The organism is Mesorhizobium sp. P2_C7 (assembly GCF_056404515.1).
On the sequence record NZ_JBFUDW010000002.1, the window covers coordinates 307255 to 334138 of the forward strand.

At 63.7% G+C, this 26884-nt stretch carries 27 protein-coding genes; 18 read left to right on the forward strand and 9 right to left on the reverse strand.

Annotated elements, in window-relative coordinates:
- The 3 genes from AC1D2G_RS06455 to AC1D2G_RS06465 are packed head-to-tail and all read right to left on the reverse strand — an operon-like array spanning position 1 to position 2862.
- A complete protein-coding gene (locus tag AC1D2G_RS06455; protein WP_095082552.1) occupies positions 1 to 483 on the reverse strand; it encodes a MarR family winged helix-turn-helix transcriptional regulator in 483 nt (160 codons plus the stop codon).
- A complete protein-coding gene (locus tag AC1D2G_RS06460; RefSeq protein ID WP_477412757.1) occupies positions 483 to 2054 on the reverse strand; it encodes a phytoene desaturase family protein in 1572 nt (523 codons plus the stop codon). Before AC1D2G_RS06460 ends, AC1D2G_RS06455 begins: the two co-directional genes overlap by 1 nt.
- Before the next feature lie 16 nt (positions 2055 to 2070).
- Positions 2071 to 2862 (reverse strand): cyclase family protein, encoded by a 792-nt coding sequence (locus AC1D2G_RS06465; RefSeq protein ID WP_477412759.1) that lies wholly within the window; start codon positions 2860 to 2862, stop codon positions 2071 to 2073.
- Positions 2863 to 2981: 119 nt separating this feature from the next.
- Here AC1D2G_RS06465 and AC1D2G_RS06470 point away from each other — a divergent pair, with 119 nt between their 5' ends.
- The 13 genes from AC1D2G_RS06470 to AC1D2G_RS06530 all read left to right on the forward strand — a co-directional run bounded on the left by AC1D2G_RS06470 (position 2982) and on the right by AC1D2G_RS06530 (position 16597).
- Positions 2982 to 4556: a phytoene desaturase family protein gene (locus AC1D2G_RS06470; RefSeq protein ID WP_477412761.1), complete on the forward strand. Its 1575-nt coding sequence runs from the start codon at positions 2982 to 2984 to the stop codon at positions 4554 to 4556.
- 110 nt (positions 4557 to 4666) lie between these two features.
- A complete protein-coding gene (locus AC1D2G_RS06475; protein WP_477412763.1) occupies positions 4667 to 6193 on the forward strand; it encodes an ABC transporter substrate-binding protein in 1527 nt (508 codons plus the stop codon).
- A 90-nt stretch (positions 6194 to 6283) separates the two neighbouring features.
- Positions 6284 to 7291 carry an ABC transporter permease gene (locus AC1D2G_RS06480; RefSeq protein ID WP_477412765.1) on the forward strand — a complete coding sequence of 336 codons (1008 nt, stop codon included), beginning with the start codon at positions 6284 to 6286 and terminating at the stop codon, positions 7289 to 7291.
- A complete protein-coding gene (locus tag AC1D2G_RS06485; protein ID WP_477412767.1) occupies positions 7284 to 8132 on the forward strand; it encodes an ABC transporter permease in 849 nt (282 codons plus the stop codon). The genes AC1D2G_RS06480 and AC1D2G_RS06485 overlap by 8 nt, the downstream gene beginning before the upstream one ends.
- Complete coding sequence (locus AC1D2G_RS06490; RefSeq protein WP_477412769.1) at positions 8129 to 9007, forward strand: ABC transporter ATP-binding protein; 879 nt, start codon at positions 8129 to 8131, stop codon at positions 9005 to 9007. Before AC1D2G_RS06485 ends, AC1D2G_RS06490 begins: the two co-directional genes overlap by 4 nt.
- Positions 9000 to 9833, forward strand: coding sequence for an ATP-binding cassette domain-containing protein (locus tag AC1D2G_RS06495; RefSeq protein WP_477412771.1), 834 nt, complete (start codon positions 9000 to 9002; stop codon positions 9831 to 9833). The genes AC1D2G_RS06490 and AC1D2G_RS06495 overlap by 8 nt, the downstream gene beginning before the upstream one ends.
- A gap of 78 nt (positions 9834 to 9911) precedes the next feature.
- Complete coding sequence (locus AC1D2G_RS06500; protein ID WP_477393332.1) at positions 9912 to 10511, forward strand: VOC family protein; 600 nt, start codon at positions 9912 to 9914, stop codon at positions 10509 to 10511.
- Between the two features lie 140 nt (positions 10512 to 10651).
- Positions 10652 to 12946: a bifunctional salicylyl-CoA 5-hydroxylase/oxidoreductase gene (locus AC1D2G_RS06505; RefSeq protein ID WP_477412773.1), complete on the forward strand. Its 2295-nt coding sequence runs from the start codon at positions 10652 to 10654 to the stop codon at positions 12944 to 12946.
- Entirely contained in the window at positions 12943 to 13716 is a 774-nt protein-coding gene (locus tag AC1D2G_RS06510) for an SDR family NAD(P)-dependent oxidoreductase (protein WP_477412775.1), read from the forward strand. Before AC1D2G_RS06505 ends, AC1D2G_RS06510 begins: the two co-directional genes overlap by 4 nt.
- Positions 13710 to 14180, forward strand: coding sequence for a MarR family winged helix-turn-helix transcriptional regulator (locus AC1D2G_RS06515; protein ID WP_095082573.1), 471 nt, complete (start codon positions 13710 to 13712; stop codon positions 14178 to 14180). The genes AC1D2G_RS06510 and AC1D2G_RS06515 overlap by 7 nt, the downstream gene beginning before the upstream one ends.
- Positions 14177 to 14989, forward strand: a complete 813-nt coding sequence (locus AC1D2G_RS06520) for an enoyl-CoA hydratase family protein (protein WP_477412777.1) — start codon at positions 14177 to 14179, stop codon at positions 14987 to 14989. Before AC1D2G_RS06515 ends, AC1D2G_RS06520 begins: the two co-directional genes overlap by 4 nt.
- A complete protein-coding gene (locus AC1D2G_RS06525; protein WP_477412779.1) occupies positions 14989 to 16137 on the forward strand; it encodes an acyl-CoA dehydrogenase family protein in 1149 nt (382 codons plus the stop codon). Before AC1D2G_RS06520 ends, AC1D2G_RS06525 begins: the two co-directional genes overlap by 1 nt.
- Positions 16138 to 16201: 64 nt before the next feature.
- Complete coding sequence (locus AC1D2G_RS06530; RefSeq protein WP_477412781.1) at positions 16202 to 16597, forward strand: RidA family protein; 396 nt, start codon at positions 16202 to 16204, stop codon at positions 16595 to 16597.
- A 7-nt stretch (positions 16598 to 16604) separates the two neighbouring features.
- Here the strand turns inward: AC1D2G_RS06530 and AC1D2G_RS06535 are convergent, their stop codons facing one another.
- On the reverse strand, positions 16605 to 17696 hold the full coding sequence (locus AC1D2G_RS06535; protein ID WP_477412783.1) for an LLM class flavin-dependent oxidoreductase: 1092 nt from the start codon (positions 17694 to 17696) through the stop codon (positions 16605 to 16607).
- Between the two features lie 123 nt (positions 17697 to 17819).
- Here AC1D2G_RS06535 and AC1D2G_RS06540 point away from each other — a divergent pair, with 123 nt between their 5' ends.
- Positions 17820 to 18581: an HpcH/HpaI aldolase family protein gene (locus AC1D2G_RS06540; RefSeq protein ID WP_477412785.1), complete on the forward strand. Its 762-nt coding sequence runs from the start codon at positions 17820 to 17822 to the stop codon at positions 18579 to 18581.
- A gap of 11 nt (positions 18582 to 18592) precedes the next feature.
- Here the strand turns inward: AC1D2G_RS06540 and AC1D2G_RS06545 are convergent, their stop codons facing one another.
- Positions 18593 to 18739 carry a hypothetical protein gene (locus AC1D2G_RS06545; RefSeq protein WP_477225282.1) on the reverse strand — a complete coding sequence of 49 codons (147 nt, stop codon included), beginning with the start codon at positions 18737 to 18739 and terminating at the stop codon, positions 18593 to 18595.
- Between the two features lie 41 nt (positions 18740 to 18780).
- On the opposite strand from AC1D2G_RS06545, the gene AC1D2G_RS06550 reads away from it, so the two are divergent.
- The 4 genes from AC1D2G_RS06550 (at position 18781) to AC1D2G_RS06565 (ending at position 23012) form a co-directional block, all read left to right on the forward strand.
- Positions 18781 to 19971, forward strand: a complete 1191-nt coding sequence (locus AC1D2G_RS06550) for a pyridoxal phosphate-dependent aminotransferase (protein ID WP_477413056.1) — start codon at positions 18781 to 18783, stop codon at positions 19969 to 19971.
- An 88-nt stretch (positions 19972 to 20059) separates the two neighbouring features.
- Complete coding sequence (locus AC1D2G_RS06555) at positions 20060 to 20857, forward strand: ABC transporter substrate-binding protein (RefSeq protein WP_477225281.1); 798 nt, start codon at positions 20060 to 20062, stop codon at positions 20855 to 20857.
- Between the two features lie 160 nt (positions 20858 to 21017).
- A complete protein-coding gene (locus AC1D2G_RS06560) occupies positions 21018 to 21692 on the forward strand; it encodes an amino acid ABC transporter permease (RefSeq protein ID WP_477412787.1) in 675 nt (224 codons plus the stop codon).
- A gap of 45 nt (positions 21693 to 21737) precedes the next feature.
- Positions 21738 to 23012 carry a cysteine desulfurase-like protein gene (locus AC1D2G_RS06565; protein ID WP_477412789.1) on the forward strand — a complete coding sequence of 425 codons (1275 nt, stop codon included), beginning with the start codon at positions 21738 to 21740 and terminating at the stop codon, positions 23010 to 23012.
- 260 nt (positions 23013 to 23272) lie between these two features.
- Here AC1D2G_RS06565 and AC1D2G_RS06570 read toward each other — a convergent pair whose 3' ends face one another.
- The 4 genes from AC1D2G_RS06570 to AC1D2G_RS06585 are packed head-to-tail and all read right to left on the reverse strand — an operon-like array spanning position 23273 to position 26869.
- Entirely contained in the window at positions 23273 to 24103 is an 831-nt protein-coding gene (locus AC1D2G_RS06570) for a dipeptide ABC transporter ATP-binding protein (protein WP_095082593.1), read from the reverse strand.
- A complete protein-coding gene (locus AC1D2G_RS06575) occupies positions 24100 to 24951 on the reverse strand; it encodes an ABC transporter ATP-binding protein (RefSeq protein WP_477393313.1) in 852 nt (283 codons plus the stop codon). The genes AC1D2G_RS06570 and AC1D2G_RS06575 overlap by 4 nt, the downstream gene beginning before the upstream one ends.
- Positions 24951 to 25862: an ABC transporter permease subunit gene (locus tag AC1D2G_RS06580; protein WP_477304957.1), complete on the reverse strand. Its 912-nt coding sequence runs from the start codon at positions 25860 to 25862 to the stop codon at positions 24951 to 24953. Before AC1D2G_RS06580 ends, AC1D2G_RS06575 begins: the two co-directional genes overlap by 1 nt.
- Positions 25862 to 26869: an ABC transporter permease subunit gene (locus tag AC1D2G_RS06585; RefSeq protein WP_095082599.1), complete on the reverse strand. Its 1008-nt coding sequence runs from the start codon at positions 26867 to 26869 to the stop codon at positions 25862 to 25864. Before AC1D2G_RS06585 ends, AC1D2G_RS06580 begins: the two co-directional genes overlap by 1 nt.
- Positions 26870 to 26884: the final 15 nt, after the last annotated feature.

The following is a 26884-nucleotide window of genomic DNA, read 5'->3' on the forward strand; positions in this document are numbered from 1 at the left end:
CTAGATGTCGTGCTTGCGAATGTTTTTGAGCATCTTCAAAAGTGTGGCGATGAGCGCGGAATATTCGGCGTCGTCGATATCGTTGAACATTGCCTCGAACGCGTCATGCATTGCCGGCCAGGCGCGGGTGAACTCGGCGCGGCCATCGTCGGTCAGGAAGACATGGCGGATGCGGCTGTCGGTGACCCCTTGCTCGCGCCGCACCAGGCCCTGGCCCTCCAGCGTGTCGAGCGTCCGGCTCAAGGTCGACTGCTCGATCACCGTATAGACCGAGAGGTCGTTGACGGTGATGCCGTCGGTGACCGACAGCACGGCCAGCGTGCGGACCTGCGGAATGGTCAGCCCCTGCTTGCGGAAATCGTCGCGCAAAGTGGCGTTGTAGCGGCCCATGATGCGGTTCATCAGATAGGGCGCGAATTGCTGCAGGCCGATCTGCCCCAAGGTGGAAATGCGCTGGCGCTTTTCCGCGACCTTCTGTTCCATCACAGCCTCCCCGCCAGGAGAAAGCCAGAGCCGCCGCCGAGGCCGGCACCGGGATGGGTCGAGGCGCCGATATGGTGGAGGCCCTTGATGCCGGTCTGATGGTTGCGGCTGGTCTTGAACGGCCGCCACAGGAACGACTGGTCGATGGTCGACGAGCCGCCATAAGGGTCGCCGCCAACCAGATTGATGTTCATCGCTTCGAGATCGGCCGGCGAATAGGCGCGGCGCGCGATGACGTTGTCCTTGAAGCCGTCGATATGGCTGGCGAGGATGGCCTCGACGCGGTCGGCATAAGCTTCCCGCAGCGCCTCGGTCCATTGGCCATCGGCCGGTGTCCCCAGCTTGCCGGCGGCATCGCCCTTGATGTAGCGCGGCGCCTCGGGCAGTTGCAGCCACAGGATCGCCTTGCCCGGCGGGCAGCGCGAGGGATCGAGCGCATGCGGCTGGCCGACGCAGATGGTCGGAACCTCCGGCAGCATGCCGCGCGCCGCCTCGTTGCAAGCTTTCGACACGCCATCCAATCCCGGCGTCAGATGCAGCAACGCGACCTTGTCCAGGCCTTCGCCGCGCCATGCCGGCGGCTTGTCCAGGGCGTAGTGGATTTGGAAATTGCCTTTGCCGTAACGGTATTTCCGCGTCGCCTCGGCATCGCCCCTTGGAGCATCGGCGCCGAGCAGCCGGCCATAGAGTTGCGTCGGCGTGACCGAGCAGATGACGCTCTTCTTCGCATTGACCGTTTCGCCCGAGGCCAGCCGCACGCCGGTGGCGCGACCTCCAGTCAGGATGATGGAAGCAACGTCGGCTTCGGTGGAGATGACACCGCCGCGTTCGGTGATGAGCGCCTCGAAGGCTGACAGCAGGTTCTTCGCGCCGCCCTTGACGATCGGCGCGCCGGCCGCCTCCAGCGCAAAGGCGATGACCTTGGCGATCTGGCCGGAGAAAGCATCTTCCGGTCCGAGCCCGGCATGCAGCACCCAGGGTGCCCACAGCGCGCGGATGGTTTCCGACTGGTAGGTGCTTTCGAGCCAGTTGCGCGCCGGCACCAGCGCTTCGCCGAGAAAGGCGGCAAGGCCACGCGGCCCGCGCCGCCAGCCGTCGCCAGCCAAAAGCTTCGCCGTTGGGTAGGACCACAGGCTGCCGCCGAGCAGGCCGAACAGCAGGCCGGCATTGCGTTCGATGCCACCGACATCGTCTGCATGCCTGTCGCCATCGCCCGCGGCGATGGCATTGAGCGCCGCGATGTTGGCGGCGCGGTCGGTGCCGAGCACGGCGTGGCTGCCGTCCGGCCGCAGCACGCCGGTCGGCGTGCCGGTGTGGCAGAACTCCAGCCCGTGCCGGGCGAGGTCGGCGCCCAGCGCCGCAAAGGCCGGTGAGGTGATGAACAGCACGAAGGTCGTCGCCATCACGTCATGGACGAAGCCGGGCGCGGTGATCTCCTCGGTGCGCATGCAGCCGCCGATGCGGTCGTTGCGCTCGAGGACGAGCACCTTCGCGCCCTTGCCGCCAAGCATCGCCGCGCAGACCAGCGCGTTGATGCCGCTGCCGACGATGATGTGATCCGGCGGGCTCACGTCAAAACGCTTTCGCTTAGCCTTTCGGAACAAGCGCCAGCGCGCGGATCGGGCTGCCGGTGCCATGTTCGATCTTGAGCGGGGCCGCGATCAGGATCGCACCCTTCGGCGGCAACTGGTCGAGGTTGCAGAGGCTGGCAAGCCCATAACGGTTGGCCTTGTGTATCAGAGTATGCGCCGGGAATGGTGGCTCCATGCCACCGGCCTTGCCGGCATCCGTGCCGATCGTCTCGCTGCCCCAGCCCTTGATGTCCTTGCTGATCAGGAACTGGATGGTTTCCGCCGTCGGACCCGGCGTATGCGGGCCGGTCTCGTTGGCGTTGAGGAACTCGGCTTCGGAGCCATTGCGCTTGTACCAGTCGGTGCGCATCACCACCCATTCGCCGGCATTGATCGCGCCATGCTTGGCTTCCCATGCCTTGACGTGGTCGACGGTGAGCAGGAAATCGTGGTCGGCGGCGGCTTCCTTCGAGCAGTCGATGACATTGACAGGGCCGACGAAGTTCTGTGCCGGAATGGTGTCGGTGGCGCCGTCGGGATAATCCTTGCCGGTGATCCAGTGCTGCGGCGCGTCGAAATGCGTGCCCGAATGCTCGCCGAGTTTCAGCCAGTTCCACGCCCACCAAGGGCCGTTCTTGTCATAGCGGGAGATGTTGTGGATTTCGACCTTCGGCGTGTCGACGGCGAGTTCCGGCGGCAGCTTGATCAACGGCGTACTGGGGCCGAGCGGCGCCGACAGGTCGACCACCTTGATGGCGCCTGAAAGAAGCTGGCCGGCGACTTCGCCGAGGAGTTTTTGGGTGTCCATGGTCTCTGTTCCCTCTTTCGTGATGATGATCAAGGCTCGTCTCGGCCCTTAATATCCTACTAGACGAAAACATATGCATCTGCAATTATCTTTAAGCATAAAGGAAATGGGAACGGGGCGTGAGCGAGTTCGACGCCATCTTTGTCGGAGCGGGCCACAACAGTCTGGCATGCGCCGCGCATTTGGCGCTCAAAGGCTGGAAAACCGGGATTTTCGAGCGCAGTGCAACAATCGGCGGCGCCGTCCAGACCCGCGAATTCACCCTTCCAGGCTTCCGCCACGATTTCGGGGCGATGAATTTGAGCTTGTTTGCCGGCTCGGCCTTCCACCGGAAATATGCAAATGAATTGAACCGCCAAGGGCTGGAGTTCGCGCCGGTCGCCGACTGTTTTGCCAGCGCCTTCCCTGACGGACGCTGGTTCGGCGTCAGCAACGACCTGGAAAAGACCGCCTCGCGCATGGCCGCCTTTTCAGCCGCGGATGCCGCAACATGGCGCAGGCTGGTCGCCGCCTTCCCGGCGGAGGCCGAGCATCTGTTCCGGCTGCTGGGATCACCGATGAGCGCCCGCGCGCTTGCCGGCACGGCATGGAACCTGTGGCGCAAGAAGGGCGTGTCCGGCGCGCTCGATACCGGCCGGCTGCTGCTGTCGTCGCCTCGCGCCTGGTTGGAGGAGACTTTCGAGTCGCCTCATGTGCGGGCAACGCTTGCCACCTGGGGCATGCATCTCGACTTCGCGCCCGACATCGCCGGCGGTGCGGTGTTCCCCTATCTGGAATCGATGGCCAACCAGAGTTTCGGCATGGTGCTGGGCAAGGGCGGGGCAGATACCATCATCCGGGCGCTGTCCGGCATGGTCACGTCTGCCGGCGGCACAATCGTCACCAGTGCCGAGGTGGCGGAGATCACGGTTTCCGCCGGCAAGGCGACCGGCGTGCGGCTCGCTTCCGGAGAGACGCATACCGCGACCAAGGCGGTTATCGCCGGCGTGGCGCCGAGCGCGTTGACCGGCAAGCTGCTGCCCAATGGTTCGGGTGACGCCGGCTTCGACACCGCGATGAAAAAGTTTCGCCACGCACCAGGCACGATGATGATCCATCTGGCGCTCGACGACCTGCCGGACTGGCGCGCCGGCGCCGAGTTGCGGCAGTTTGCCTATGTGCATCTGTCTCCCTCGCTCGACGCCATGTCGCGCACCTATCAGCAGGCGATAGCGGGCATGCTGCCGGACGAACCTGTGCTGGTCGTCGGCCAGCCGACGGCGATCGACCCGACACGAGCGCCCGCAGGCAAACACGTGCTGTGGGTGCAGGTGCGCATGCTGCCCGCCGAAATCCTGGGCGATGCGGCCGGCAAGATCGCACCCGCGCATTGGGACAAGGTCAAGGACAACTACGCCGAGCGCGTTCTCGACATCATCGAGAGCTACGCGCCCGGCCTGCGCAACAAGATCCTTGGCCGGGCGGTGTTTTCGCCCATCGACCTGGAGCGCGAGAACCCGAACCTCGTCGGCGGCGACCAGGTCTGCGGCAGCCACCATCTGGCGCAGAATTTCCTGTTTCGACCGGCGCGCGGTTTCGCCGGCTGGAACACCCCAGTCGGCAATCTGCATCTCACGGGGGCCGCGACATGGCCAGGCGCAGGTACCGGTGCCGCCTCGGGCTACATGCTCGCGCAACAACTTGGCGGGAGGTAGGAGCCTAGGATTTTCTGGGTGAAGAAGGGCAAGGCGCTGCTGCCCAAGGAGCCTGAACCGATGAACTGAGATCGCCGCGCAAAGACAATAAACCAACAAGGGGAACGACCATGACAATCAACAGACGCGAATTGCTCGGATACAGTGCCGCGGCACTCGGGGCGGCCGCTATCGGCCTGCCGCAGATCGCCAAGGCTGCCGGCGAACTGACCATCGCCTACAACGTCAACCTGCCGTCCTGGGATCCGACCACCGGACCTTCGGCCGTCAACCCGACGATCCAGGGCCTCTACCAGTCGGTGTTCGACCAGTTCATCCCGCAAAAGCCGGACCTTTCCTTTGCGCCTGGCCTGCTCACCGAATGGGGCTGGAACGACGACCGCACGAAGATCATGATGACAGTGCGCGAAGGCGTGACCTGGCATGACGGCTCGCCGTTCACGGCCGAGGACGTGGTCTGGTCGCTGCAGCGGGCGGGTGACGAGAAGACCGGCAACCCGATCCAGTTCGTCTGGAAGAACGTCAGCAATTTCAAGATCGACGGCAACAAGATCACCGGCGACGTCGTGCAGTTCGACCCGGTGTATTTCAAATGGATGTCGTTCCTGACCGGCTACATCATGCCCAAGGCCTATTACGAGAAAGTGGGTGCGGAAGGTTTCGAGAAGGCGCCGATCGGCACCGGCCCCTACATGGTGGAGAAATTCGAGCGCAACGCCTTCCTGCGGCTGAAAGCCAATCCGAACTACTGGGGCGGCAAGCCGGCCTTCGAGAATGTGACGATCAAGTTCGTTGCCGATGCGGCGAGCCGGGTCGCCGAAGTCGAGTCCGGCTCCTCGCAGGTGACGCTCGAAATCCCTTATGAGGAGTATGACCGGCTGATCGCCAAGGACGGCCTTGCCGGCTCGTGCAAGAACGTCTCCGACATCGGCATGATCTTCTTCAACGACATCGAAGCGATGCTGGACAAGAACGTCCGCCAGGCCGCCGTCATGTCGATCGACAAGAAGCTGCTGGTCGACCGCCTGCTGCGCGGCTACGGCCAGCCGATCGACACGCTTGAGACGCCGGAATACACGGCCTACGACGCGTCGATCAAGGTCGAGCACAATCCGGAAAAAGCCAAGGAATTGCTCGCCGCCTCCGGATATTCGCCGGAAAAGCCGGTCAAGTTCACGATACAGACGACCAAGGGCTTCAAGCCCAAGGACTACGAGATGATCCAGGCGATCGTCGGCATGTGGCGCAAGGTCGGCATCGAGGCGACGATCGAGGTCTACGAGATCGCCAAGCACTACGAACTGCGCGCCGCCGACAAGCTGGCGCCGGCCGCCTTCTACAATTGGGGCAATGCCATCGGCGATCCGACCACCTCGACCGGTTTTGCCATGTATGGCCCGAGCCCGCATTCGGTGTGGGACAGCCAGGACCTGATCGACATGATCAACCCCCTATGGGGCGAGAAGGACGAGGCCAAGCGCATTGCCGGCTGGAAGGCCGTCGACAAATACATCGCCGAGCAGGCCTATGTGCTGCCGCTGATGCAGTATGCGCAGCCGATCGTGCATGCCAAGGGCGTCAATGTTGTGCAGCACGTGTCCGGCGCGTTGCTGCCGGCCCTGATGACCCCAGCCTGATATCGGCCTGGGATTGCCGCGCGTCGTCCATCGAGACGGCGCGCATTTCCTATCCGGCATACGAGCCAGCGGGCTCCTGCAAAGATTTACATGCTTCTGCAAAGATTCCTGATCCGTCTTCTGACGATGCTGGTGACGCTGTTCGGCGTGGCCGTCGTCGTCTTTGTCGTGATCCGCGTTGCTCCGGGCGATCCGATCGCGATGATGCTGCCGCCCGGCGCCACGGACGCCGACATCGCCCGGCTGCGCTCACTCTATGGGCTCGACAAGACCATCGTGCAGCAGTTCTTCATCTGGCTGTCCGGCGTTGTCAGGGGCGATTTCGGCACCTCGATCTCGCTGCGGCAGGATGTGCTCGGTCTTGTCTTCAACCGGCTGCCGGCGACGCTGGAACTCGCCATCGTTGCCCTTCTGATGGCGGTGACGATCGGCGGCACGACCGCGGTCCTCGGCGCGCGCGAACGCGGCACAGCGGTCGAGGCCGGCATCGATATCGCCAGCGGTGCAGCGCTTTCCATTCCCGACTTCCTGTGGGGCCTGGTGCTGATCTTGCTGTTCGGCGTGCTGGTGCCGATCTTCGACATTTCCGGCCGGGTGTCGCCGCAGCTCGACCTGCCCTTCGTCACACAGTTTTATCTGGCCGAGAGCATCCTGAGACTCCGCTTCGATCTCACCTGGGATCTCCTCAAACACATGCTGATGCCGGCTGTTGCGCTGGCACTGCCGCTGGCGGCGATCATTTCGCAGTTGTTGAAACAGTCGCTGAAGGAAGTGCTCGACCTCGACTATGTCGTGCTGGCGCGGGTGAAAGGGTTTTCGGAAACGCAGGTCATCCTGCGCGAAGCGCTGAAGAACGCCGCCCTGCCCACGCTGACGTTTGTCGGCGTGCAGTTCACCTTCCTGATCGGCGGCACGGTCATCGTCGAACGGCTGTTTTCCTATGAAGGCCTCGGCAATATGGCGATCGATGCCGTCATCAACCGCGACCTGCCGCTGATCCAGGGCATCGTGCTGGTGTTCGCGCTGCTGTTCGTATTGATCAACCTCACCGTCGACATGATGTATGCCTTGCTCAATCCGAGGTTGCGCCATGGATGAGGGGCGCGCTCCGAGGCGTGGCGTATCCCCGCGCTTGTGGCTGGCCGGCGGCTGGCTGTTGCTGGCGCTGCTGGCCGCGATCTTCGCGCCGCTGGTCGCGCCGCAGGATCCGCTGGCGCAAGATTTGATGCTGGAACGGCTGCCGCCGTTCTGGATGAGTGGCGCCGAGCCCGGCTATTGGCTCGGTACCGACAGCCTCGGCCGCGATCTGTTGTCCCGGCTGATCTTCGGCGGCCGTATCGCCTTTATTGTCGCCTTCGCGGCAGCCATCGCCGCGTGCCTGGTCGGCTCGACGCTCGGGCTGATATCAGGCTATTTCGGCGGCTGGGCCGACCGCATCATCTCGCGCATCGTCGACGTCTGGATGGCCTTCCCGCCGGTGCTGTTCGCCATCCTTTTGGTCGCCGTGCTCGGCACCGGGCTCAGTTCCGTCATCATCGCCATTGCGGTCATCGACTGGACGCGTTTCTGCCGGGTGATCCGCGCCGAGACGATGGGCCAGTCGCGCATGGACTATGTCGAGAATGCCCGCATCGCCGGCTATGGCCGGATCGGCATCATGCTGCGCGAAGTGCTGCCAAATGTGGTGCCGTCGATCGTGGCGCTGCTGTCACTGGAAATGGGCATCGCCGTCATCGTCGAGGCGATCCTCTCCTTCGTCAATCTGTCGATCTCGACCGACGATCCGACCTGGGGCGGTATCATCGCCGAGGGTCGGATTTCCATCCACCAGGCCTGGTGGGTGCTGGTGTTTCCGCTGATCACGCTGATCCTGACGGTGCTGTCGTTCAGCCAGTTCGGCGAGGCGTTGAAGACGCGTTTCGACCCGGTGTTGCGATGAGCGCTTGCCTCGACATCAGGGACTTGAGCGCCGTGCTGCCGAACGGCCAGCGCGTGCTGCGCTCGGTGTCACTCTGCGTGCATCCAGGAGAGGTCCGCGCGCTGGTTGGCGAGAGCGGCGCCGGCAAGACGATGATCGGCAAGGCGGTGCTTGGCGTCTTGCCGTCGAGCGTGCGCATTGTCGAGGGCGACATGCTGCTTGAGGGCGAAGACCTCGGCAGGCTGCAGCCAAAGGCAAGGCGCACGCTGATCGGTGCCCGCACGGCGCTGATCCCGCAGGACCCGCTGACCGCGCTCAACCCGTCACGTCGCATCGGTTCACAGATGACCGACCGGCTGGTGCGCATCCTGGGCTGGAGCGGTGAGAGGGCCGATACCCGAATTCGCCAGTTGCTCGACGAGGTGCAGATCCGCGACCCCGATCGCGTGCTGAAGACCTACCCGCACGAGCTTTCCGGCGGCATGCGCCAGCGCGTGCTGATCGCCGCCGCCTTCGCCGCCGAACCACGGCTGATCGTCGCAGACGAACCGACGACTGCACTCGACGTCACCGTGCAGAAGCAGATCCTGCGGCTGATCGCGCAGTTGCAGCGCGACCACGGCACGGCGATCCTGTTCGTCACCCATGATCTCGGCGTCGTCGCCAAGATCAGCCAGAAAGTGTCGGTGCTCTATGCCGGCAAGGTGGTCGAAGAGGCCGAGACTGCTGCCCTCTTCGCTGCCCCACAACACCCCTACACGCGGGCGCTGATGGCCGCCACACCGCGCTACACCGATCCATTCGCCTCGCTGAAGCCGGTGGACGATGCGGTCCTGGCCGGGCTTGCCGCCGAGATCACCGCCGCCGACCAGGCCTGGGGGCGGCCCCATGGCTGAGCCGCTGTTTTCCGTGCGCGGGCTGAAGGTCGCGCTGCCCGACATGACACGCAAGCCGCTGATCGGCCGCGCGCCGCTGGCCGAGATCTTGAAAGGCCTGGACCTCGACCTGCCCAGGGGCTCGGTGACCGGCATTGTCGGCGAATCCGGATCGGGCAAGTCGACCCTCGGCCGCGCCCTGGTGCGCCTGCTGGAACCCAGCGCCGGCAGCATCAACTTCGACGGCCGCGACATCACCCATCTACCGGAAGCGGAACTCAGGCCATTGCGCCGCGACCTGCAGATGATCTTCCAGGATCCGATGTCGTCGCTCAACCCGCGCCGCACCATCGCCAGCATCATCGCCGCACCACTGAAGCAGAATGGCCTTGGCGACAATCTGAAGGCGCGCGTCGCCGAAGCCTTGCAGCGCGTCGGCCTGCCGCAGAGCTTCGCCAGCCGCTACCGCCACGAACTGTCGGGCGGCCAGCGCCAGCGCGTCGGCATTGCGCGCGCGCTGGCGCTGTCGCCGAAATTCGTGCTCGCCGATGAGATCGTCTCCGGCCTCGACGTGTCGACACAGGCGCAGATCCTGACCCTGCTGGAGAAGCTTGCGGCCGAGATGGGCCTGACAGTCGCCTTCATCAGCCACGATCTGTCGGTCATTCGGCGGCTGTGCCGGCAAGTGATCGTCATGCGCGAAGGTGTGATCGTCGAAGCCAGCGCCACCGATGCCCTGTTCGACAACCCACGGCAAAGCTACACGCGCGACCTGATCTCAGCCATCCCGCTGCCCGAAATCGATGCCGGCTGGCTGGATATCCCTTCCGCCGCCAAGGCGACATGAATGCAAACGCACGCCGAAAAGCGGGCCTCGGACGTGCGACCGCCAAATGACCAGGCCCACCCATGGAGGAGGACTGACATGAAGACGAAAGTTCGAAACGCCACGCTCGCCGCCGCCATCCTTGGCAGCGCCGCTATTGCCGCCGCCAGCTCGATCCCCGGCATGCGCGGCCACGATCACACCGGCATCACCGTTCCCGACATGAAGCAGGCGGTCGACTTCTTCACCGAAGTCGTCGGCTGCAAGAAGGCGATGTCGTTCGGGCCGTTCGCCGACGACAAGGGCACCTTCATGCGGGATTTGCTGGGCGTCGATCCGAAGGCCGTGATCGAGGAGATCACCCTGGTTCGCTGCGGCTATGGATCGAACATCGAACTGTTCAAATACACCGCACCAGACCAGAAGGATCTGACACCGAAGAACAGCGACATAGGCGGCTTCCACATCGCCTTCTATGTCGATGACGTCGCCGCCGCCAAAGCCTATCTCGATGCCAAGGGCGTCAAGACGCGGATGGGGCCGCTGCCGGTCAAGGAGGGGCCGGCCGCCGGCCAGACCATTCTCTATTTCCAGGCGCCGTGGGGTCTGCAACTGGAAGCGATCAGCTACCCCTCGGGGATGGCTTACGAGAAAGGCGCCGAGACCGTGCTGTGGAGCCCGAAGAACCCGGAAAAATGATTGGAAGGCGCGCTTGCGCCACGTCACGCAAGCGCGCCTCCGTGATATCCAGATAATCATTTCGATATGAAACTTTAAGCTTGAAATAATTTGTCGCCGGCGCGATACTGGGGCCAGCAAGCGAAGAGGAGATCGCACAGATGAAGGTTGCGGTTCTCGGCGGCGGACCAGCCGGCCTCTACTTTGCCATCTCGATGAAGCTCAGGGACGCCACGCACGAGGTGACGGTGTTCGAGCGCAACCGCGCCGACGACACTTTCGGGTGGGGCGTCGTGCTGTCGGCCGAGACGCTCGACAATTTGTCGAAGAACGATCCGGTCAGCGCCGTCTGGATCAAGAAGCATTTTGCCTACTGGGACGATATCGCCGTCATCCATGACGGTGTGCGCACGGTTTCGACCGGCCATGGATTCTGCGGCATCGGCCGCAAGCGGCTGCTGGTCCTGCTGCAGCGGCGCGCGCGCGAACTCGGCGTCAAGCTGATGTTCGAAACCGACATCGCCGATCCCCGGCCCTATATGGAGACGCATGATCTGGTCGTTGCCGCCGACGGCCTGAATTCCAAAGCGCGCAACACCTTCGTCGACGTCTTCAAGCCCGACATCGACACCCGCAAATGCAAGTTCGTCTGGCTCGGCACCAACCAGAAATTCGACGACGCTTTCACCTTCATCTTCAAAAAGACAGAGCATGGCTGGGTGTGGGCGCACGCCTACCAGTTCGACAGCGACACCGCGACTTTCATCGTCGAGTGCAGCGAACAGACTTGGGCTGCTTTCGGCTTCGGCACGATGTCGCAGCAGGAATCGATCGCCGTCTGCGAGCGCATTTTTGCCAAGCATCTTGGCGGCCATGCACTTTTGACCAATGCCAACCATATTCGTGGTTCGGCCTGGATCAATTTCCCGCGTGTGCTGTGCGAACGCTGGTCCTACAAGAACCTGGCACTGATGGGCGATGCTGCCGCATCGGCGCATTTCTCGATCGGCTCCGGCACCAAGCTGGCGCTGGAAAGTGCCGTGGCGTTGGCAGAGTATGTCGAGTCCGAGCCAGACCTCGACGCCGCGTTCCGCAAATATGAAGATGCCCGCCGCACCGAGGTGCTGAAGCTGCAGTCGGCGGCGCGCAATTCGCTCGAATGGTTCGAGGAGGTCGAGCGCTATCTCGGCCTCGATCCGGTGCAGTTCAACTATTCGCTCTTGACCCGCTCGCAACGCATCAGCCACGAGAATTTGCGGCTGCGCGATGCCGCATGGCTGGGCGGCGCGGAGGAATGGTTCCAGCGCCAGGCGGGTGCCGGCGGCAACAGCCTGCGCCGCGCGCCGATGTTCGCGCCGTTCAAGCTACGCGACATGACACTGCAGAACCGCATCGTCGTCTCGCCGATGGCGCAGTACAAAGCGGTCGACGGCTGCCCAACCGACTGGCATTTCACCCACTATGCCGAGCGCGCCAAGGGCGGCGCCGGCCTCATCTACATCGAGATGACCTGCGTCAGTCCCGAGGGCCGCATCACACCAGGCTGTCCCGGCTTCTATGCGCCCGAACATGAGGTGGCATGGAGGCGGCTGGTCGATTTCGTCCATGCAGAGACAGAGGCGAAGATCTGCGCCCAGATCGGTCACTCAGGCGCCAAGGGCTCGACCCGGCTCGGCTGGGAAGGCACCGATGTGCCGCTGCCCTCAGGCAACTGGCCTGTGATGGCGGCATCGGCCGTTGCATGGTCGCCGCAGAACCAGGTGCCGAAGGCCATGGACCGCTCCGACATGGACAAAGTGCGCGACGAGTTCGTGGCCTCGGCCGAAATGGCTGATCGTTGCGGATTCGACATGCTCGAGATCCATGCCGCGCACGGCTATCTGCTGTCGTCCTTCATCACGCCGGTCACCAACCGGCGCACGGACGCCTATGGCGGCTCACTCGAAAACCGCATGCGCTATCCCCTGGAAATCTTCCGCGCGGTGCGCGCCGCCTGGCCGGCACAGAAGCCGATCTCGATGCGCATTTCGGCCAATGACTGGGTCGGCATCGAGGGCGTCACCCCGGCCGACGCGGTCGAGATCGCGCGGCTGCTGCATGAGGCCGGTGTCGACATCTGCGACGTTTCGGCCGGCCAGACCTCGGCATTGGCAAAGCCGGTCTACGGCCGCATGTTCCAGACACCGTTTTCCGACCGCATCCGCAATGAGGTCGGCATGGCGACGATGGCGGTCGGCAACATCTACGAACCGGACCATGTCAATTCGATCCTGATGGCCGGCCGCGCCGATCTGGTGGCGCTGGCACGGCCGCATCTCGCCGATCCCTACTGGACGCTGCATGCGGCGGTTACACTCGGCGACCGCGGTGTCAAATGGCCGGATCCCTATCTGCCCGGGCGCGACCAGCTCTACCGGCTGGCCGAGCGCGACGCCGCGGCGGGGCTGAAAGTATGAGCGACGCTGCAACGATTTCCGGCAAGCATGCACTGGTTACCGGCGGCGGCTCCGGCGTCGGCCGGGCCATCGCGCTGGCGCTGGCCAGCGCCGGCATCGACGTCACCATTTGCGGCCGCCGCCAGGCGGAGCTCGCCAAGGTGGCCGGGGAAAGCGACCGCATCTTCGGCATTGCAGCCGACGTCACCGACGAGGCTGCGCTGGCATCGCTATACGAGACGGCGCAAGCCGCGCGCGGGCCGATAGACATCGTCGTCGCCAATGCCGGCATGGCCGGCAGTACACCGGCGCACAAGACCACCCTTGCCGACTGGCAGCGGACGCTGGATGTGAACCTGACCGGAGCCTTCCTGACAGTGAAGCCGGCGCTGGCCGGTATGGCGGTGCGAAAGACCGGCCGGATCGTGTTCGTTGCTTCGACGGCAGGCCTGAAAGGCTACGCCTACGTCGCGCCCTATGTCGCCGCCAAGCATGGCGTCGTCGGCCTGATGCGGGCGCTGGCGGCCGAGACCGCCAAATCCGGCGTCACCGTCAACGCGGTGTGTCCGGGTTTCGTCGAGACCGAGATGCTGGAGGAGTCCATCCAGCGTATCATCGAAAAGACCGGCCGTTCAGCCGAGCAGGCACGGTCGAGCCTTGCCTCGACCAACCCGCAAGGCCGCTTCATCCAGCCGCAAGAAGTTGCCGCCACCGTGCTGTGGCTGTGTGGCGATGCCGCGGCGTCGATCACCGGACAGGCGATTTCCATCTCAGGAGGCGAAACATGGTAGCCGGCCCCCTGCCCGCGCCGACCGGACCCGGCAAGGACCGGCTGCGTCTGTGGATACGGCTGCTGCGCGCCTCGCGTACGATCGAGGCTGAGCTGCGCGAGCGCCTGAAGAAGGACTTCAACACGACGCTGCCGCGCTTCGACGTGATGGCCGCACTCTATCGCGCGCCGGAAGGCATGCTGATGAGCGACCTGTCGCGCTTTCTTTTGGTATCGAACGGCAATGTCACTGGCATCGTCGATCGGCTGGTGTCGGAAGGGCTGGTTGCCCGTGCCCGCCGCAATGGCGACCGTCGCACCTCGATGGTGCGGCTGACCGAGGAAGGCTCGAAGGCTTTCGGCATCATCGCCGCGGCGCATGAAGGTTGGATCGGTGAATTGCTGGGCAAGGTCAGCGAGGACGACGCGCGCCGGCTGACCGGCATGCTGACCTCGTTCCGCAGCAACTGGGAGGGACGCGAATGACCGGGATGGCCGGCCTCGAGCCGAAGCATTTCCTCTGGCAGGTCGAGGGCAGGATCGCGAAGGTCCGGCTCGACCGGCCTGAGCGCAAGAACCCGCTGACCTTCGACAGCTATGCCGAGTTGCGCGATACGTTCCGCGACCTCGTCTATGCCGACGACGTCGACGCCGTGGTGTTCCTGTCCAATGGCGGCAATTTCTGCTCCGGCGGCGATGTCCACGACATCATCGGGCCGCTGGTCAAGATGGACATGAAGCAGCTCTTGGCCTTCACCCGCATGACCGGCGATTTCGTCAAGGCGATGCTGAATTGCGGCAAGCCGATCATTGCGGCAGTCGATGGTGTCGCGGTCGGCGCCGGCGCCATCATTGCCATGAGTTCCGATATCCGCATTGCTACGCCGGAAGCCAAGACGGCGTTCCTGTTCACCCGCGTCGGCCTCGCCGGCTGCGACATGGGCGCCTGCGCGATCCTGCCGCGCATCATCGGCCAGGGCCGCGCCGCCGAATTGCTCTACACCGGCCGCACCATGACGGCAGCGGAAGGCGAGCGCTGGGGTTTCTACAACCGGCTGGTCGATGCCGCATCGCTTGAAGCCGATGCGCTCGAAATGGCGGCGCGCATCGTCTCCGGCCCGACCTTCGCCCACGGCATCACCAAGACGCAGCTCAACCAGGAATGGTCGATGGGTCTCGACCAGGCGATCGAGGCCGAAGCGCAGGCGCAAGCAATCTGCATGCAGACGCGCGATTTCGAGCGCGCCTACAAAGCGTTTGTGGCCAAGGAAAAGCCGGTGTTCGAGGGCAATTGATGGCTGACAAGAGTTTCCTTTGCTGGCCGTTCTTCGAAGACCGCCATCGCCAACTGGCCGAGCGGCTGGAGGCGTGGTGTTCGAAGAACCTGCCCGTCGATCATCATGACGTCGATGCCGCTTGCCGCGAGTTGGTGGGCAAGCTCGGCAGCGACGGCTGGCTGAAGCCGACGGCTGTGGACACGGACAATCCGGGACCACTCGACGTGCGCACGCTGTGCATCACGCGCGAGACGCTCGCCCGCCATGACGGGTTGGCCGATTTCGCCTTCGCCATGCAAGGGCTGGGCACCGGCGCACTCAGCCTGTTCGGAACGCCCGAGCAGCAACAATGGCTGGCAAAGACACGTGCCGGCAAGGCGATTTCCGCCTTCGCCCTGTCGGAACCGCGCTCCGGCTCAGACGTCGCCAACACCGAAATGACGGCGACCCGCGACGGCGACAGCTATGTTCTATCCGGTGAAAAGACCTGGATCTCCAATGGCGGCATCGCCGATCTCTATGTCGTCTTTGCCCGCACCGGCGAAGCGCAGGGTGCCAAGGGGCTTTCCGCCTTTCTCGTGCCGGGTGACGCCAAAGGCCTTGGCATCGCTGAACGCCTCGAGGTGATCGCGCCGCATCCGCTGGCGCGGCTGTCGTTCGACCAGGTCCGCCTGCCTGCCTCGGCGCTGATTGGCAGACCGGGCGACGGCTTCCGCATCGCCATGTCCGTGCTCGACGTGTTCCGCTCGACCGTGGGTGCGGCAGCGCTCGGCTTTGCCCGCCGCGCGCTGGATGAAAGCATCAAAAGGGTGGCCGAGCGCAACCTGTTCGGCGCGCCGATGGCCGAATTGCAGATGGTGCAGGGCCATGTCGCCGACATGGCGCTCGACGTCGATGCGGCGGCGCTGCTGGTCTACCGCGCCGCCTGGACCAAGGACATGGGTGCCGCGCGGGTGACGCGCGAGGCGGCGATGGCCAAGCTGTTCGCCACCGACAAGGCGCAAGAGGTCATCGACAAGGCCGTACAGCTGCATGGCGGCGACGGCGTTCGCAAAGGCCATATCGTCGAAAGCCTGTATCGCGAGATCCGCGCGCTGCGCATCTACGAGGGTGCCTCGGACGTACAGAAGGTGGTGATCGCGCGGCAAGTGATGGGCGCGGCCTAATGGCAGGAAATTTGACGGGCAATCGATTTTGAGACTTGGTTTTTGGACTACCGGGAGGTTTTGAATGCACGAGATCCTGCAGCCGCAAGGCTGGGCAAAACCGGTCGGTTACGCCAATGGCGTCGCGGCGCGCGGCAAGCTCGTCTTCGTTGGCGGACAGGTCGGCTGGAACGGCCAGTGTCAGTTCGAGACTGACGATTTCGTCGGCCAGGTACGGCAGACGCTTGAGAACATCGTGGCGGTGCTGGCGGAAGCCGGTGCAGAGCCGCGGCACATCACCTCGATGACCTGGTACTTCACCGACAAGGCCGAATACCGCGCCAACCTCAGGGGCATCGGCGAGGCCTATCGCGAGGTGATCGGCCGGCATTTTCCGGCGATGGCCGCCATGCAGGTGATGGGGCTGGTCGAGGACCGCGCCAAGGTCGAGATCCAGGCGACTGCCGTCATTCCGGAATGACTTTTGCTTATCCGCGAAGGCCAGCCTGCCTCAAAATCGGCAGCACGTGGTCGCAGAAATAGGGCAGTTCCTGCGTGTAGTTGACGAAGGACAGCGCGATCCCCTGGTAACCCTGCTCAGCAATGGCGACCATGTCGGCGGCGATCGTTTCGGGCGTTCCAATCAGCGGATAGGTGCCGGCGCCGCCGGCGAAACGCTGCCGGTAGCGGTCATAGGCATGCGGGTCGTGCGATTGCGAGAATTCCTTCTTGCCGGCCATGTGGGCATCGACCGCGTCGTGGTCGGCCATATCAACGGCATAGCGCGCGTAGTAGGCCTGCGCCTCTTCCATCGTCGGACGGCAGACCACATGCGCCACCGTGTAGACGCCGACATCACGGCCCACCTTGTCGGCACGTTCGCGTATGTCGGCGACGTGCTTGCCGGCGTCGCCCATCTCGGAAAAGGTCGTGAACAGATAGTCGCATCTGGCGGCGGCGAAATCGCGGCCCGGCCCGCCGAAAGCGGCGTTCATCGTCACCGGGCGCGGAACTTGCAAGCTGGCCGGACGGCTGACCGCTTCCTTGAGGCGATAATAGGTGCCTTCATAGTCTAGAGGCTCGCTTGAGGCATAAAGCCGTTCGAGGATCTCGATCCATTCGGCCGCCTGGTCGTAACCCTTTTCGACCAGCGGCGTGCCGAACATGCCGAATTCCTTCGGGTTCCAGCCGCAGACGATGTTGAGGCCGGCGCGGCCCTGGCTGATGTGGTCGACGGTCGCCAGCGCCTTGGCGGCGTAGAGCGGATGCACGAGCGGCACATGCACGGTCATAAACAGGCCAATCTGTTCGGTGGCCATGGCGAGTGCCGCCGCCCAGGTGAAGGTCTCGAACGACCATTCCCGCACCTTGTTGCGGCCGCCGAAGCCGCGCCAGCGCGCGATCGGCAGCATGAATTCCAGCCCGGCGCGGTCGGCGATCTGGGCCGCCGTCAGATTGTCCTGCCAGCTTGCCGCCCAGCGTTCCGGTACGTCGGTGATGGCAAGGCCGCCATCGGCATTGGTCGAAAAGACGCCGAGGTTGAGTTTGTTCGGGCCGTGCAGGGGATGCGCTTTGATCATGTCTGGAACTCGTGGCGGGAGAGCCCACGCTAGGCCCGCGCGAAAATATTTCAAGCCTGAAATAGCTTCGCCTGACAGTCGTTTGCCGATATGGATTCTGGCAGAGCGAGAAAGGTGACGTGCATGAGCGAGTTCCGCCAGAAGTGTATCGGCAAGACGAACCTCGTTGGTTCCTTTGCCGCCATTCCCCATGCCGTTGCGGTCGAAGTGATGGCGCAGTCCGGCCTCGATTTTCTCTGCATCGACTGGGAGCATGCCCAGATCTCGCGCGACATCATCGAGACCATGGTGCGAGCGGCCGACGTGCATCGCGTGCCGGCGATGGTCCGCGTTCCCGGCCATGCGCCGGAAGCCATCCAGGCGGCGCTGGACAGCGGCGCGCAAGGCGTGCTGATCCCACGTGTCTCGACCGCGACCCAAGCGGCGATGGCTGTCAAAGCCTCGCGCTATCCGCCACAGGGCGAGCGCGGCGTCGGGCCCGGCCGTGCGGCCGGCTACGGCTATCGCATTCCCGAATATCTCGCCGGCGCCAATAACAGGATCGTCGTCGCGGTCCAGGTCGAGACATCGGAAGGGCTGACCAACATCGAAGCCATCGCCGCCGTTGACGGCGTCGATGTGATCTTCGTCGGCCCCGGCGATCTTTCGGTGTCGATCGATGCGATCGGACCGAAAGGCGCCGACAAGCTCACTGAGGCGATCCGCAGGATCATCGGCGTCACGGTTGCGCATGGCAGGACATCAGGAATCTTCTGCGCAAAGCCGCAGGACGTCTCCCAATGGGCCGCCATCGGCGCCAGCTTCTTCGTGCTGGCCAGCGACACGATGTTTCTCGGCGCGGGCGTTGCCGCCGGCACCGCCGCCGCGCGGGCCGAGCTGGCTTGAGACAGCCGTAGCTAGCGCAAAAAGGCGTATTGGTCGGGCAACAGGCCGGTCAAACTTTTTAAGCTTAAAACTTTCGCCTTGAAAAGCGCCGCGCTTTGGATAAGCATTCCAAGATCGATGGCGACTGCGGTGCCGGACGGGCTTGCCGGGCAGTCCATCGTGGTGTTCCGGGTGGGAGGGGTTTCAGTCCTTGTCGTTCATGCTGCCCCAGTCGTCGTCCAGCGCGCGCTATGCCTTTGATGGCATTCGCGCCCAGATCCGTGACCTGCACACCGAGAACATCGCCAACCTCGCCGTTCGGGCGCGCGAACTCGGCGACGTCATTGCGCTCTGGTACGGCGAAGGCGACATGGTGACGCCCGCTTTCATCCGCGATGCGGCCAAGGCTGCCTTCGATGAAGGCCTGACCTTCTACGTTCCCAACATGCGCGGCCATGGCCCCCTGAATGAGGCGCTGTCGGAGTACCAGACGCGCATCCATGGCCGGTCGATCCCGATCGCGTGCACCACGGTCACGCCGGGCGGCATGCAGGCGCTGTACCTTGCGCTGGAACTGCTGGTCGATACCGGCACCAACGTCGTCTATGTCGCGCCGCAATGGCCCAACATCCACAACGCCATCCACTTGATCGGCGGCGAGCCACGGCCGTTTTCGCTCGACTATAGGGGTGACTGGCATCTCGACCTCGACCGGCTGTTTGCGACCTGCGATGCCCGCACGCGCGCGATCTTCCTGTCGACGCCCTCCAACCCGACCGGCTGGACCGCCTCAGCCGAGGAAATGCGCGCGCTGCTCGATTTCAGCCGGCGCACCGGCATCTGGATCATCTCCGACGAGGTCTACGGCCGGCTGTATTTCGATGGCGATGTTGCGCCCTCCATCCTGCAAATCGCCGAGGATGGCGACAGGGTGCTGTCGGTCAACAGCTTCTCGAAGGCCTGGGCGATGACCGGCTGGCGCATCGGCTGGCTGACGCATCCGTCCGGGGTGGCCGACCAACTCGGCGCGATGACGCAATATGTCAACAGTGGCACCGCTGCGCCGATCCAGGCCGGTGCGGTTGCAGCAATCCGCCAGGGCGAGCCGCTGGTCGAGGAGATCAGGCAGCGGATCAGGACTGGCCTTGACCTCGCCTATGACCGGCTGGCGCAAATTCCGGGCGTCATCCTGCCAACGAAACCGCGCGGCGGCATGTATGCCTTCTTTGCCATGGAAGGCGAGAGCGATGCACGGCGCGCCTGCACCAGGATTCTCGAGACGGCGCGCGTCGGGCTGGCACCCGGTCATCTGTTCGGAAGTTCGGCAACGGCCTTCCTGCGGATGTGCGTGTGCCGTGAACGCAAAGAGATAGCGACCGCGCTCGACCGCATGGTCGCGGCCATGAATTGACGCCCTGCCGACGGTGGGACGGCAAGAAACCGTGCGGGGCCAACCCCGCCCGATCAACAACCAGAGGGAACACCCCAGAGGGAACACCATGAATCTGAACCGTCGCAATATCATGCTTCTCGCCGCCGCTATCGGCATCGCCGCCGGCCCTGCCACCGCCTATGCCGCCGACGTCCTCAATGTCGGCGCCTACCCGACCAACCCGCCCTTCGAGTACAAGAACGAGAGCGGCACGTTCGAGGGCTTTGAAGTCGACATCGTCAACGAAGCAGCCAAGCGCATCGGCATGACCACGGATATCGCCGACCTCGGCTTCCAGGCGCTGTTCGCCGCCACGACATCGAAGCGCATCGATGTCGCCATCTCGTCGATCACCATCACGCCGGAGCGGCTGAAGTCGCAGTCGTTCACGCAGCCCTATTATGATTCCGACATGGGCATCGCCACCAAGACCGACAGCCCGATCAAGGCCGAAGCCGACCTCAAGGGCAAGATCGTTGGCGTGCTGTCCGGCTCGACCGGCGAAACCTGGGTCAAGGGGCATCAGGAAGCCGACGGCTTCGCCGACGTAAAGGGCTATGACACGCAGCAGAACCTGCTGCTCGATCTCAGCGCCGGACGTGTCGATGCGGCCGTCAGCGACATCCCCGGCATGCAGTACTCCTTCACCAAAATGAAGGACCTGACAGTCAAGGAGCGCATCAAGACCGGCGAGCAGTACGGGCTGATGATGACCAAGGACCACCCGCTGCTCGGCAAGCTGAACGACGCGCTGACCGCGATGAAGAAGGACGGCACGCTGGCCGCGATCCACAAGAAGTGGTTCGGCAGCGACGCGCCCGCCGATTCCTCGACCGTCAAGGAAATGCCGCTGCCGAAGGCCTGAGCGGCGACTGACAGACCAGAGGCGTGCCGGCTCGAAAGGCCGGCACGTCCTGTTTTATTCATGCCCTTCCCGGAGCCGCAGTTTGGTACGTCGCAGCCGATTTCGGTGTTCGGGTCTTGCTCTGGCGTCACTGGACGCAAAACGCTTCGGGAACGCTCCCATGTCGCTGATCGACACTTTCTTCAATCCCGATGTCATCATGTCCAGCCTGCCGGCGCTGCTGCGCGGCTTCCTGAACACGCTGCTGCTCGGCATTTTGAGCATCGGCATCGGCATCCCAATCGGCCTGGCGATCAGCCTGGTACGGCTTTATGCGCCGAAGCCGCTGCGGTGGCTCGCGGTCGGCTACACCGACATCTTCCGCGCCCTGCCGGTGCTGGTCGTGCTGATCCTGATCTATTATGCACTGCCCTTCCTCGGCATCCGCCTGTCGTCGTGGGCTTCCGCCGTGACGGCGTTCGCCATCATCATGTCGGCCTACTCGGCCGAGGTGTTCCGCTCCGGTATTGAAAGCATTCCGCGCGGCCAGTTCGAGGCGTCGCAGGCGCTCGGCCTGCCGTTCCTTTTGACCTTGCGCAAGGTGGTGCTGCCGCAGGCGGTCCGCGTGGTCATCCCGCCGATGACCAGCAACTGCGTCTCGATGTTCAAGGACACTTCGCTCGCCTCCACCGTGGCGCTGCCGGAATTGTTGAAGGAAGCGACCAATGCGCAGTCGCTCTACGCCAACCCCTCGCCGCTGATCGGCGCAGCACTCGTCTATCTCATCTTCCTCTGGCCGATGGTCCGCCTCGTCAGCTTGCTTGAAGAACGCTTCAAGACCGAAAAGACGCGCTGACCTCGCAAATCAAACCACCCGCCAAGAACTTCGCAGGAGCCGACCTTGAACAAACATCAAACCGACAATGCGAGCGCCGCCGCGTTCCCCGTCGACACCATCCGCGCCATGTTTCCAGCCTTGCAGCGGGCCGGCGATTTCATCTTCATGGACAATGCCGCCGGCGCGCAGATCCCGCAAAGCGTGCTCGACGCGGTGACCAACCATCTGGTTTCGCACAACGTGCAGCGCGGTGGCCGCTATGGCCGCAGCGTCACCGTCGACCAGTCGGTCGCCGACGCCCGCGAGAGTGTCGCACTTCTGATAAACGCCGCCAGCCCGGCCGAAATCTGCTTCGGCATGAACGCCACCTCGTTCATCCGCCTGGTCAGCCTCGGCATCGGCCAGATGCTTCAAGAGCGCGACGAGATCGTCATCACCGACATGGACCACGACGCCAACATCGCCACATGGCTGGCGCTGGAGTCCGCCGGCGCCAAGTTCAAATGGTGGCGCATGCGCGAAGACGGCAATTTGCATGTCGACGATCTGCGCCCGCTGGTTTCCGATCGTACCCGGCTGGTCGCCTGCACGGTCACAGCGCATTCGATCGGCTCGATCGTCGACGTCGCTTCCGTTGCCAAGATCGCGCGCGCAGCCGGCGCCGAGGTGTTCCTGGACTGCGTGCACTATGGGCCGCATGGGCTGATTGACGTGCAGGCCTGGGATTGCGATTACCTCGTCTGTTCAGGCTACAAGAACTTCTCGCCGCATATGGGCTTCCTGTGGGGCCGCTTCGAGACGCTGAAGCGGCTGCCGACCTTCCGCGAGGATTTCATCCCCGACGAGCCGCCCTACAAGGTCGAGGCCGGCACCTTCATCTACGAGAACGTCTCGGGCATGGATGCGGCCGTGCAGTATCTCGAACTGATCGGCCGCAATCTGGCGCCATCCAACAACCGCTCGCGGCGCGAAAACATCGTCGCTGGCATGGGCGCCATCCGCGACTATGAGCTGGTGCTGGCGCGCGAGATGCTTGGCGTGCTCAAGGATTGCGGCGCGACGATCTACGGCGTCGCCGACGAAGCCCGCATCGCCGAACGCGTGCCGACCTTCTGCTTCAACATCGGCAGACTGTCACCGCAGCGGATCGTCGAGGAAATGGCCGACATGCAGATCGGCATCCGCGACGGCCACATGTACGCGCCGCGGCTGATGAAGCGGCTCAACCTGTCGATGGACAGCGGCGCCATCCGCGCCTCGCTGGTCCATTACAACACGGTTGAGGAGATCAGGCGCTTTGGCGAGGCGCTGCGCACCATCATCGCCAAGCTGTCGTAAGCGGCTTGGCCTAAAGCGCGTCGCGTTTGAACGGATTCAGGCGACGCGCTTTGGGTTTTTGGTTTCAGGCATGTCGTTCTCGCAAAACCGAGGCCACTTTTGCGCGACATGCATTAGGGCGTGTTGAGATTCAGGTCAGGCCGAGTCGAGAATGGTGGCTTCCGAGAACCGGAGCGGAGCATACTTAAGGTACGTGAGCACCGGAAGCGCAGGAAGCCGCCATTCGCAGGCCGGCCTCACCTGAATATCGACACGCCCGGTCAGGCGGCCTTCTTCTTTGCCAGCCTCGCCTTGATCGAAGCGACGTCGGCGCGCGGCGTCGCGGCGAACAGCGTCTTGGTGTAACTGTGCTTGGGGTCGGCAAAGACCTCTTCGCGCGAGCCGTATTCGACCGCCTCGCCGAAATACATCACCATCACGTCGTCGGCGATGTAGCGCACCACCGACAGGTCGTGGCTGATGAAGACGTAGGTCAGTTGGAACTCGTCCTGCAGGTCGGCGAGCAGGTTGAGCACCTGCGCCTGCACAGACAGATCGAGAGCCGAGACCGGCTCGTCCAACACCAAGAGGCTGGGGTTGAGCATCAGCGCACGGGCAATGGCGATACGCTGGCGCTGGCCGCCGGAAAACATGTGCGGATAGCGGTTGTAGTGCTCGGGTCCGAGACCGACCTTCTTCAGCATCTTCATGGCAAGGTCGCGCCGTTCCTCAGCCGGCTTGCCGGTGTTGATGAGCAGCGGTTCGCCCAGCACGTCGCCGATTTTCTGGCGCGGGTTGAGAGACCCGTAAGGGTTCTGGAAAACGATCTGCACCTTGCGGCGCATCTCCTTGCTCAGCCCGTCCTTGGCGATGTCGACCTTGTTGCCGTCGATGAACAGCTCACCCGAAGTCGCAGGATCGATCAGCGTGATGATGCGGGCCAGCGTCGACTTACCGCAGCCGCTTTCACCGACGATTGCGAGCGTCTTGCCCTTGTCGACGCTGAACGAGACACCCTTGACCGCATGCACCGTGCGCTGTGCGCGAAACAGCCCGCCCCCGACATGATAGTCGCGGACGATATTCTTGCCTTCGACGACCTTGATGCTCATGCGGCGGCTCCCGAAGGCGCCGGCTCGAACAGCATGTCGGAAACGGTCGGCAGCCGGTCGCCGACGGCATTCTCCGGCAGCGCCGACAAAAGCGCGCGCGTGTAGTTGCTCTTCGGCGATTCAAACAGCGACAGCACGTCGGCCTCTTCCATCTTGCGGCCCTTGTACTGGACGATGACGCGGTCGGCGGTCTCTGCCACGACGCCCATATTGTGGGTGATCATGATCAGCCCCATGCCGTATTTGGCCTGCAGCGAAACCAGGAGATCGAGGATCTGCTTCTGGATGGTGACGTCGAGCGCGGTGGTCGGCTCGTCGGCGATCAGCAGCTTCGGATTGCAGGCGATGGCGATGGCGATCATGACGCGCTGGCACTGGCCGCCCGACATCTGGTGCGGGAACGAGTTCAGCCGTTCCGCCGGCTCGGCAATACCGACCTGCGTCAAGAGTTCGATGGCGCGCTCCCGGCGCTGCGCACCGGCCATACCCATATGAAAGCGCAGCACCTCTTCGATCTGGAAGCCGACGGTGAAGCAGGGATTGAGGCTGGCCATCGGCTCCTGGAAGATCATCGACATGTCCTTGCCGACGATCTTGCGCCGCTCGGCAGGGCTTAGCTTCAGAAGATCGCGGCCATTGAAGCTCATGCGGTCGGCGGTGACCGTGGCCGTCCATGGCAAAAGCCCCATGACCGCCAACATCGACACCGATTTGCCCGAACCGGATTCGCCAACAATCGCCAGCACTTCGCGCTCGTCGACATGGAGCGACACGCCGTCAACGGCGCGGAAAGAACCGGAAGCGGTCTGGAACTCGACGACGAGGTTCTGGATATCGAGCAGCGCCATCACGACCTCCTCAGTTTCGGATCGAGCGCGTCACGCAGACCGTCGCCAATCAGATTGATGGCAAGCACAGTGATGAGGATGGCAAGACCGGGGAAGGTCACCACCCACCAGGCGCGCAGGATGAATTCGCGCGCCGAAGCGAGCATCGTTCCCCATTCGGGCGTTGGCGGCTGGGCGCCGAGGCCAAGAAAACCCAGAGCGGCCGCCTCGAGGATAGCGTTGGAAAACGACAGCGTGCCCTGGACGATCAGCGGTCCCAGGCAATTCGGCAGGATGGTGCGAAGCATCAGCCTGATATGGCCGGCGCCGGCGACCTTCGCCGCCACGACATATTCGCGGCTCTTCTCCGCCATCACGGCGGCGCGCACCAGCCGCGCGAAATGCGGCTGCAGGACAAGCGCGATGGCCAGCATCGCGTTGAACAGGCCGGGACCGAGGATGGTGACCATCACCAGCGCCAGCAACAACGACGGGAAAGCCAGGATGAGGTCCATCACGCGCATGATCGCCACGTCGACCCAGCCGCGGAAATAGCCGGCCAGCAGGCCGAGCGTGATGCCGCCGGTGAGCGCCAGCGAGACCACGACCGCGCCGATCAGCAGTGAGAAGCGCGCGCCGTAGAGCAGGCGCGAGAGGATGTCACGCCCGACCGGATCGGTGCCGAGCAGATATTGTGTCGAGCCGCCGTCCTGCCAGGCCGGAGGCCGCAGGAATGCAGTCTTGTCCTGGACGTCGGGTGCATAGGGAGCCAGCAGCGGCGCAAACAGCGCCGCCAGCACCAGCAGGATGAAGACGAACAGGCCGATGACGGCGCCGCGGTTCACCGAGAAATAATACCAGAAGGTCCTGAGACCGGTGAGGCGATCCGGGTTGCCGGCGGCCATCGGGGCGATTTCGGTCGACTGGCTCATCATGCCGCCCTTATGCGTGGGTTGATAACGGCATAAAGTACATCGACGATCAGGTTCACGGCCATGACGATAAGGGCGATCAAGAGCAGGCCAGACTGCACGACAACATAGTCGCGCTTGGATATGGATTCGACCATCCACCTGCCGATGCCAGGCCAGGAGAAGATCGTTTCGGTAAGGATGGCCCCGGCGAGCAGCGTACTAACCTGCAGGCCGATGGTAGTGACCACCGGAATGAGTGCATTGCGCAGAGCGTGCACGCCGATGACTCGGGCCGACGAAAGCCCCTTGGCTCGGGCCGTCCGCACGTAGTCCTCGCCCAGCACCTCGAGCATGGCGGAGCGCGTCTGGCGCGCTATCACAGCCAGCGGAATGGTGCCGAGCACAATTGTCGGCAGCACCAGATGGCGCAATACCGAGCGAAATGCATCCCATTTGCCGTAGAGCAAGGTGTCGATGGTCATGAAGCCGGTGATCGGCTTGAAGAAGAACTGCAGGTCGATGCGGCCGTTAACCGGTGTCCAGCCGAGATAGCCGGAGAAAAAGATGATCAGCAGCAGGCCCCACCAGAAGATCGGCATGGAGTAGCCGACGAGCGCCGTGCCCATCAGCGACTGGTCAAACCAGGAGCCGCGCTTGATCGCCGCGAAGATGCCGGCCGGAATGCCGAGCACCATGGCGAAAATCATGGCGAAGAACGACAGTTCCAGCGTCGCCGGGAAGAGCGTCTTGAACTCTTCGAGCACCGGGCGCTTGGACGAGATGGAGACCCCGAAATCGCCGGTCACGACCTCGCCGACATAGCGTGCGTATTGCTGCCAGATCGGCAGATTATAGCCGAACTGCTCCTTGAGTTCCTCGTAACGCGCCGGCGCCACGCCGTGTTCGCCGGCCATGGCAAGGATGGGATCGCCAGGCAGCAGCCTGACGAAGGCGAAGGCACAGATAGTGATGCCGACAAGCGTCGGGATCAAAAGTGCAATTCTGTGAAGAATATATTTGAGCATGGCGAAGGGGGCGGC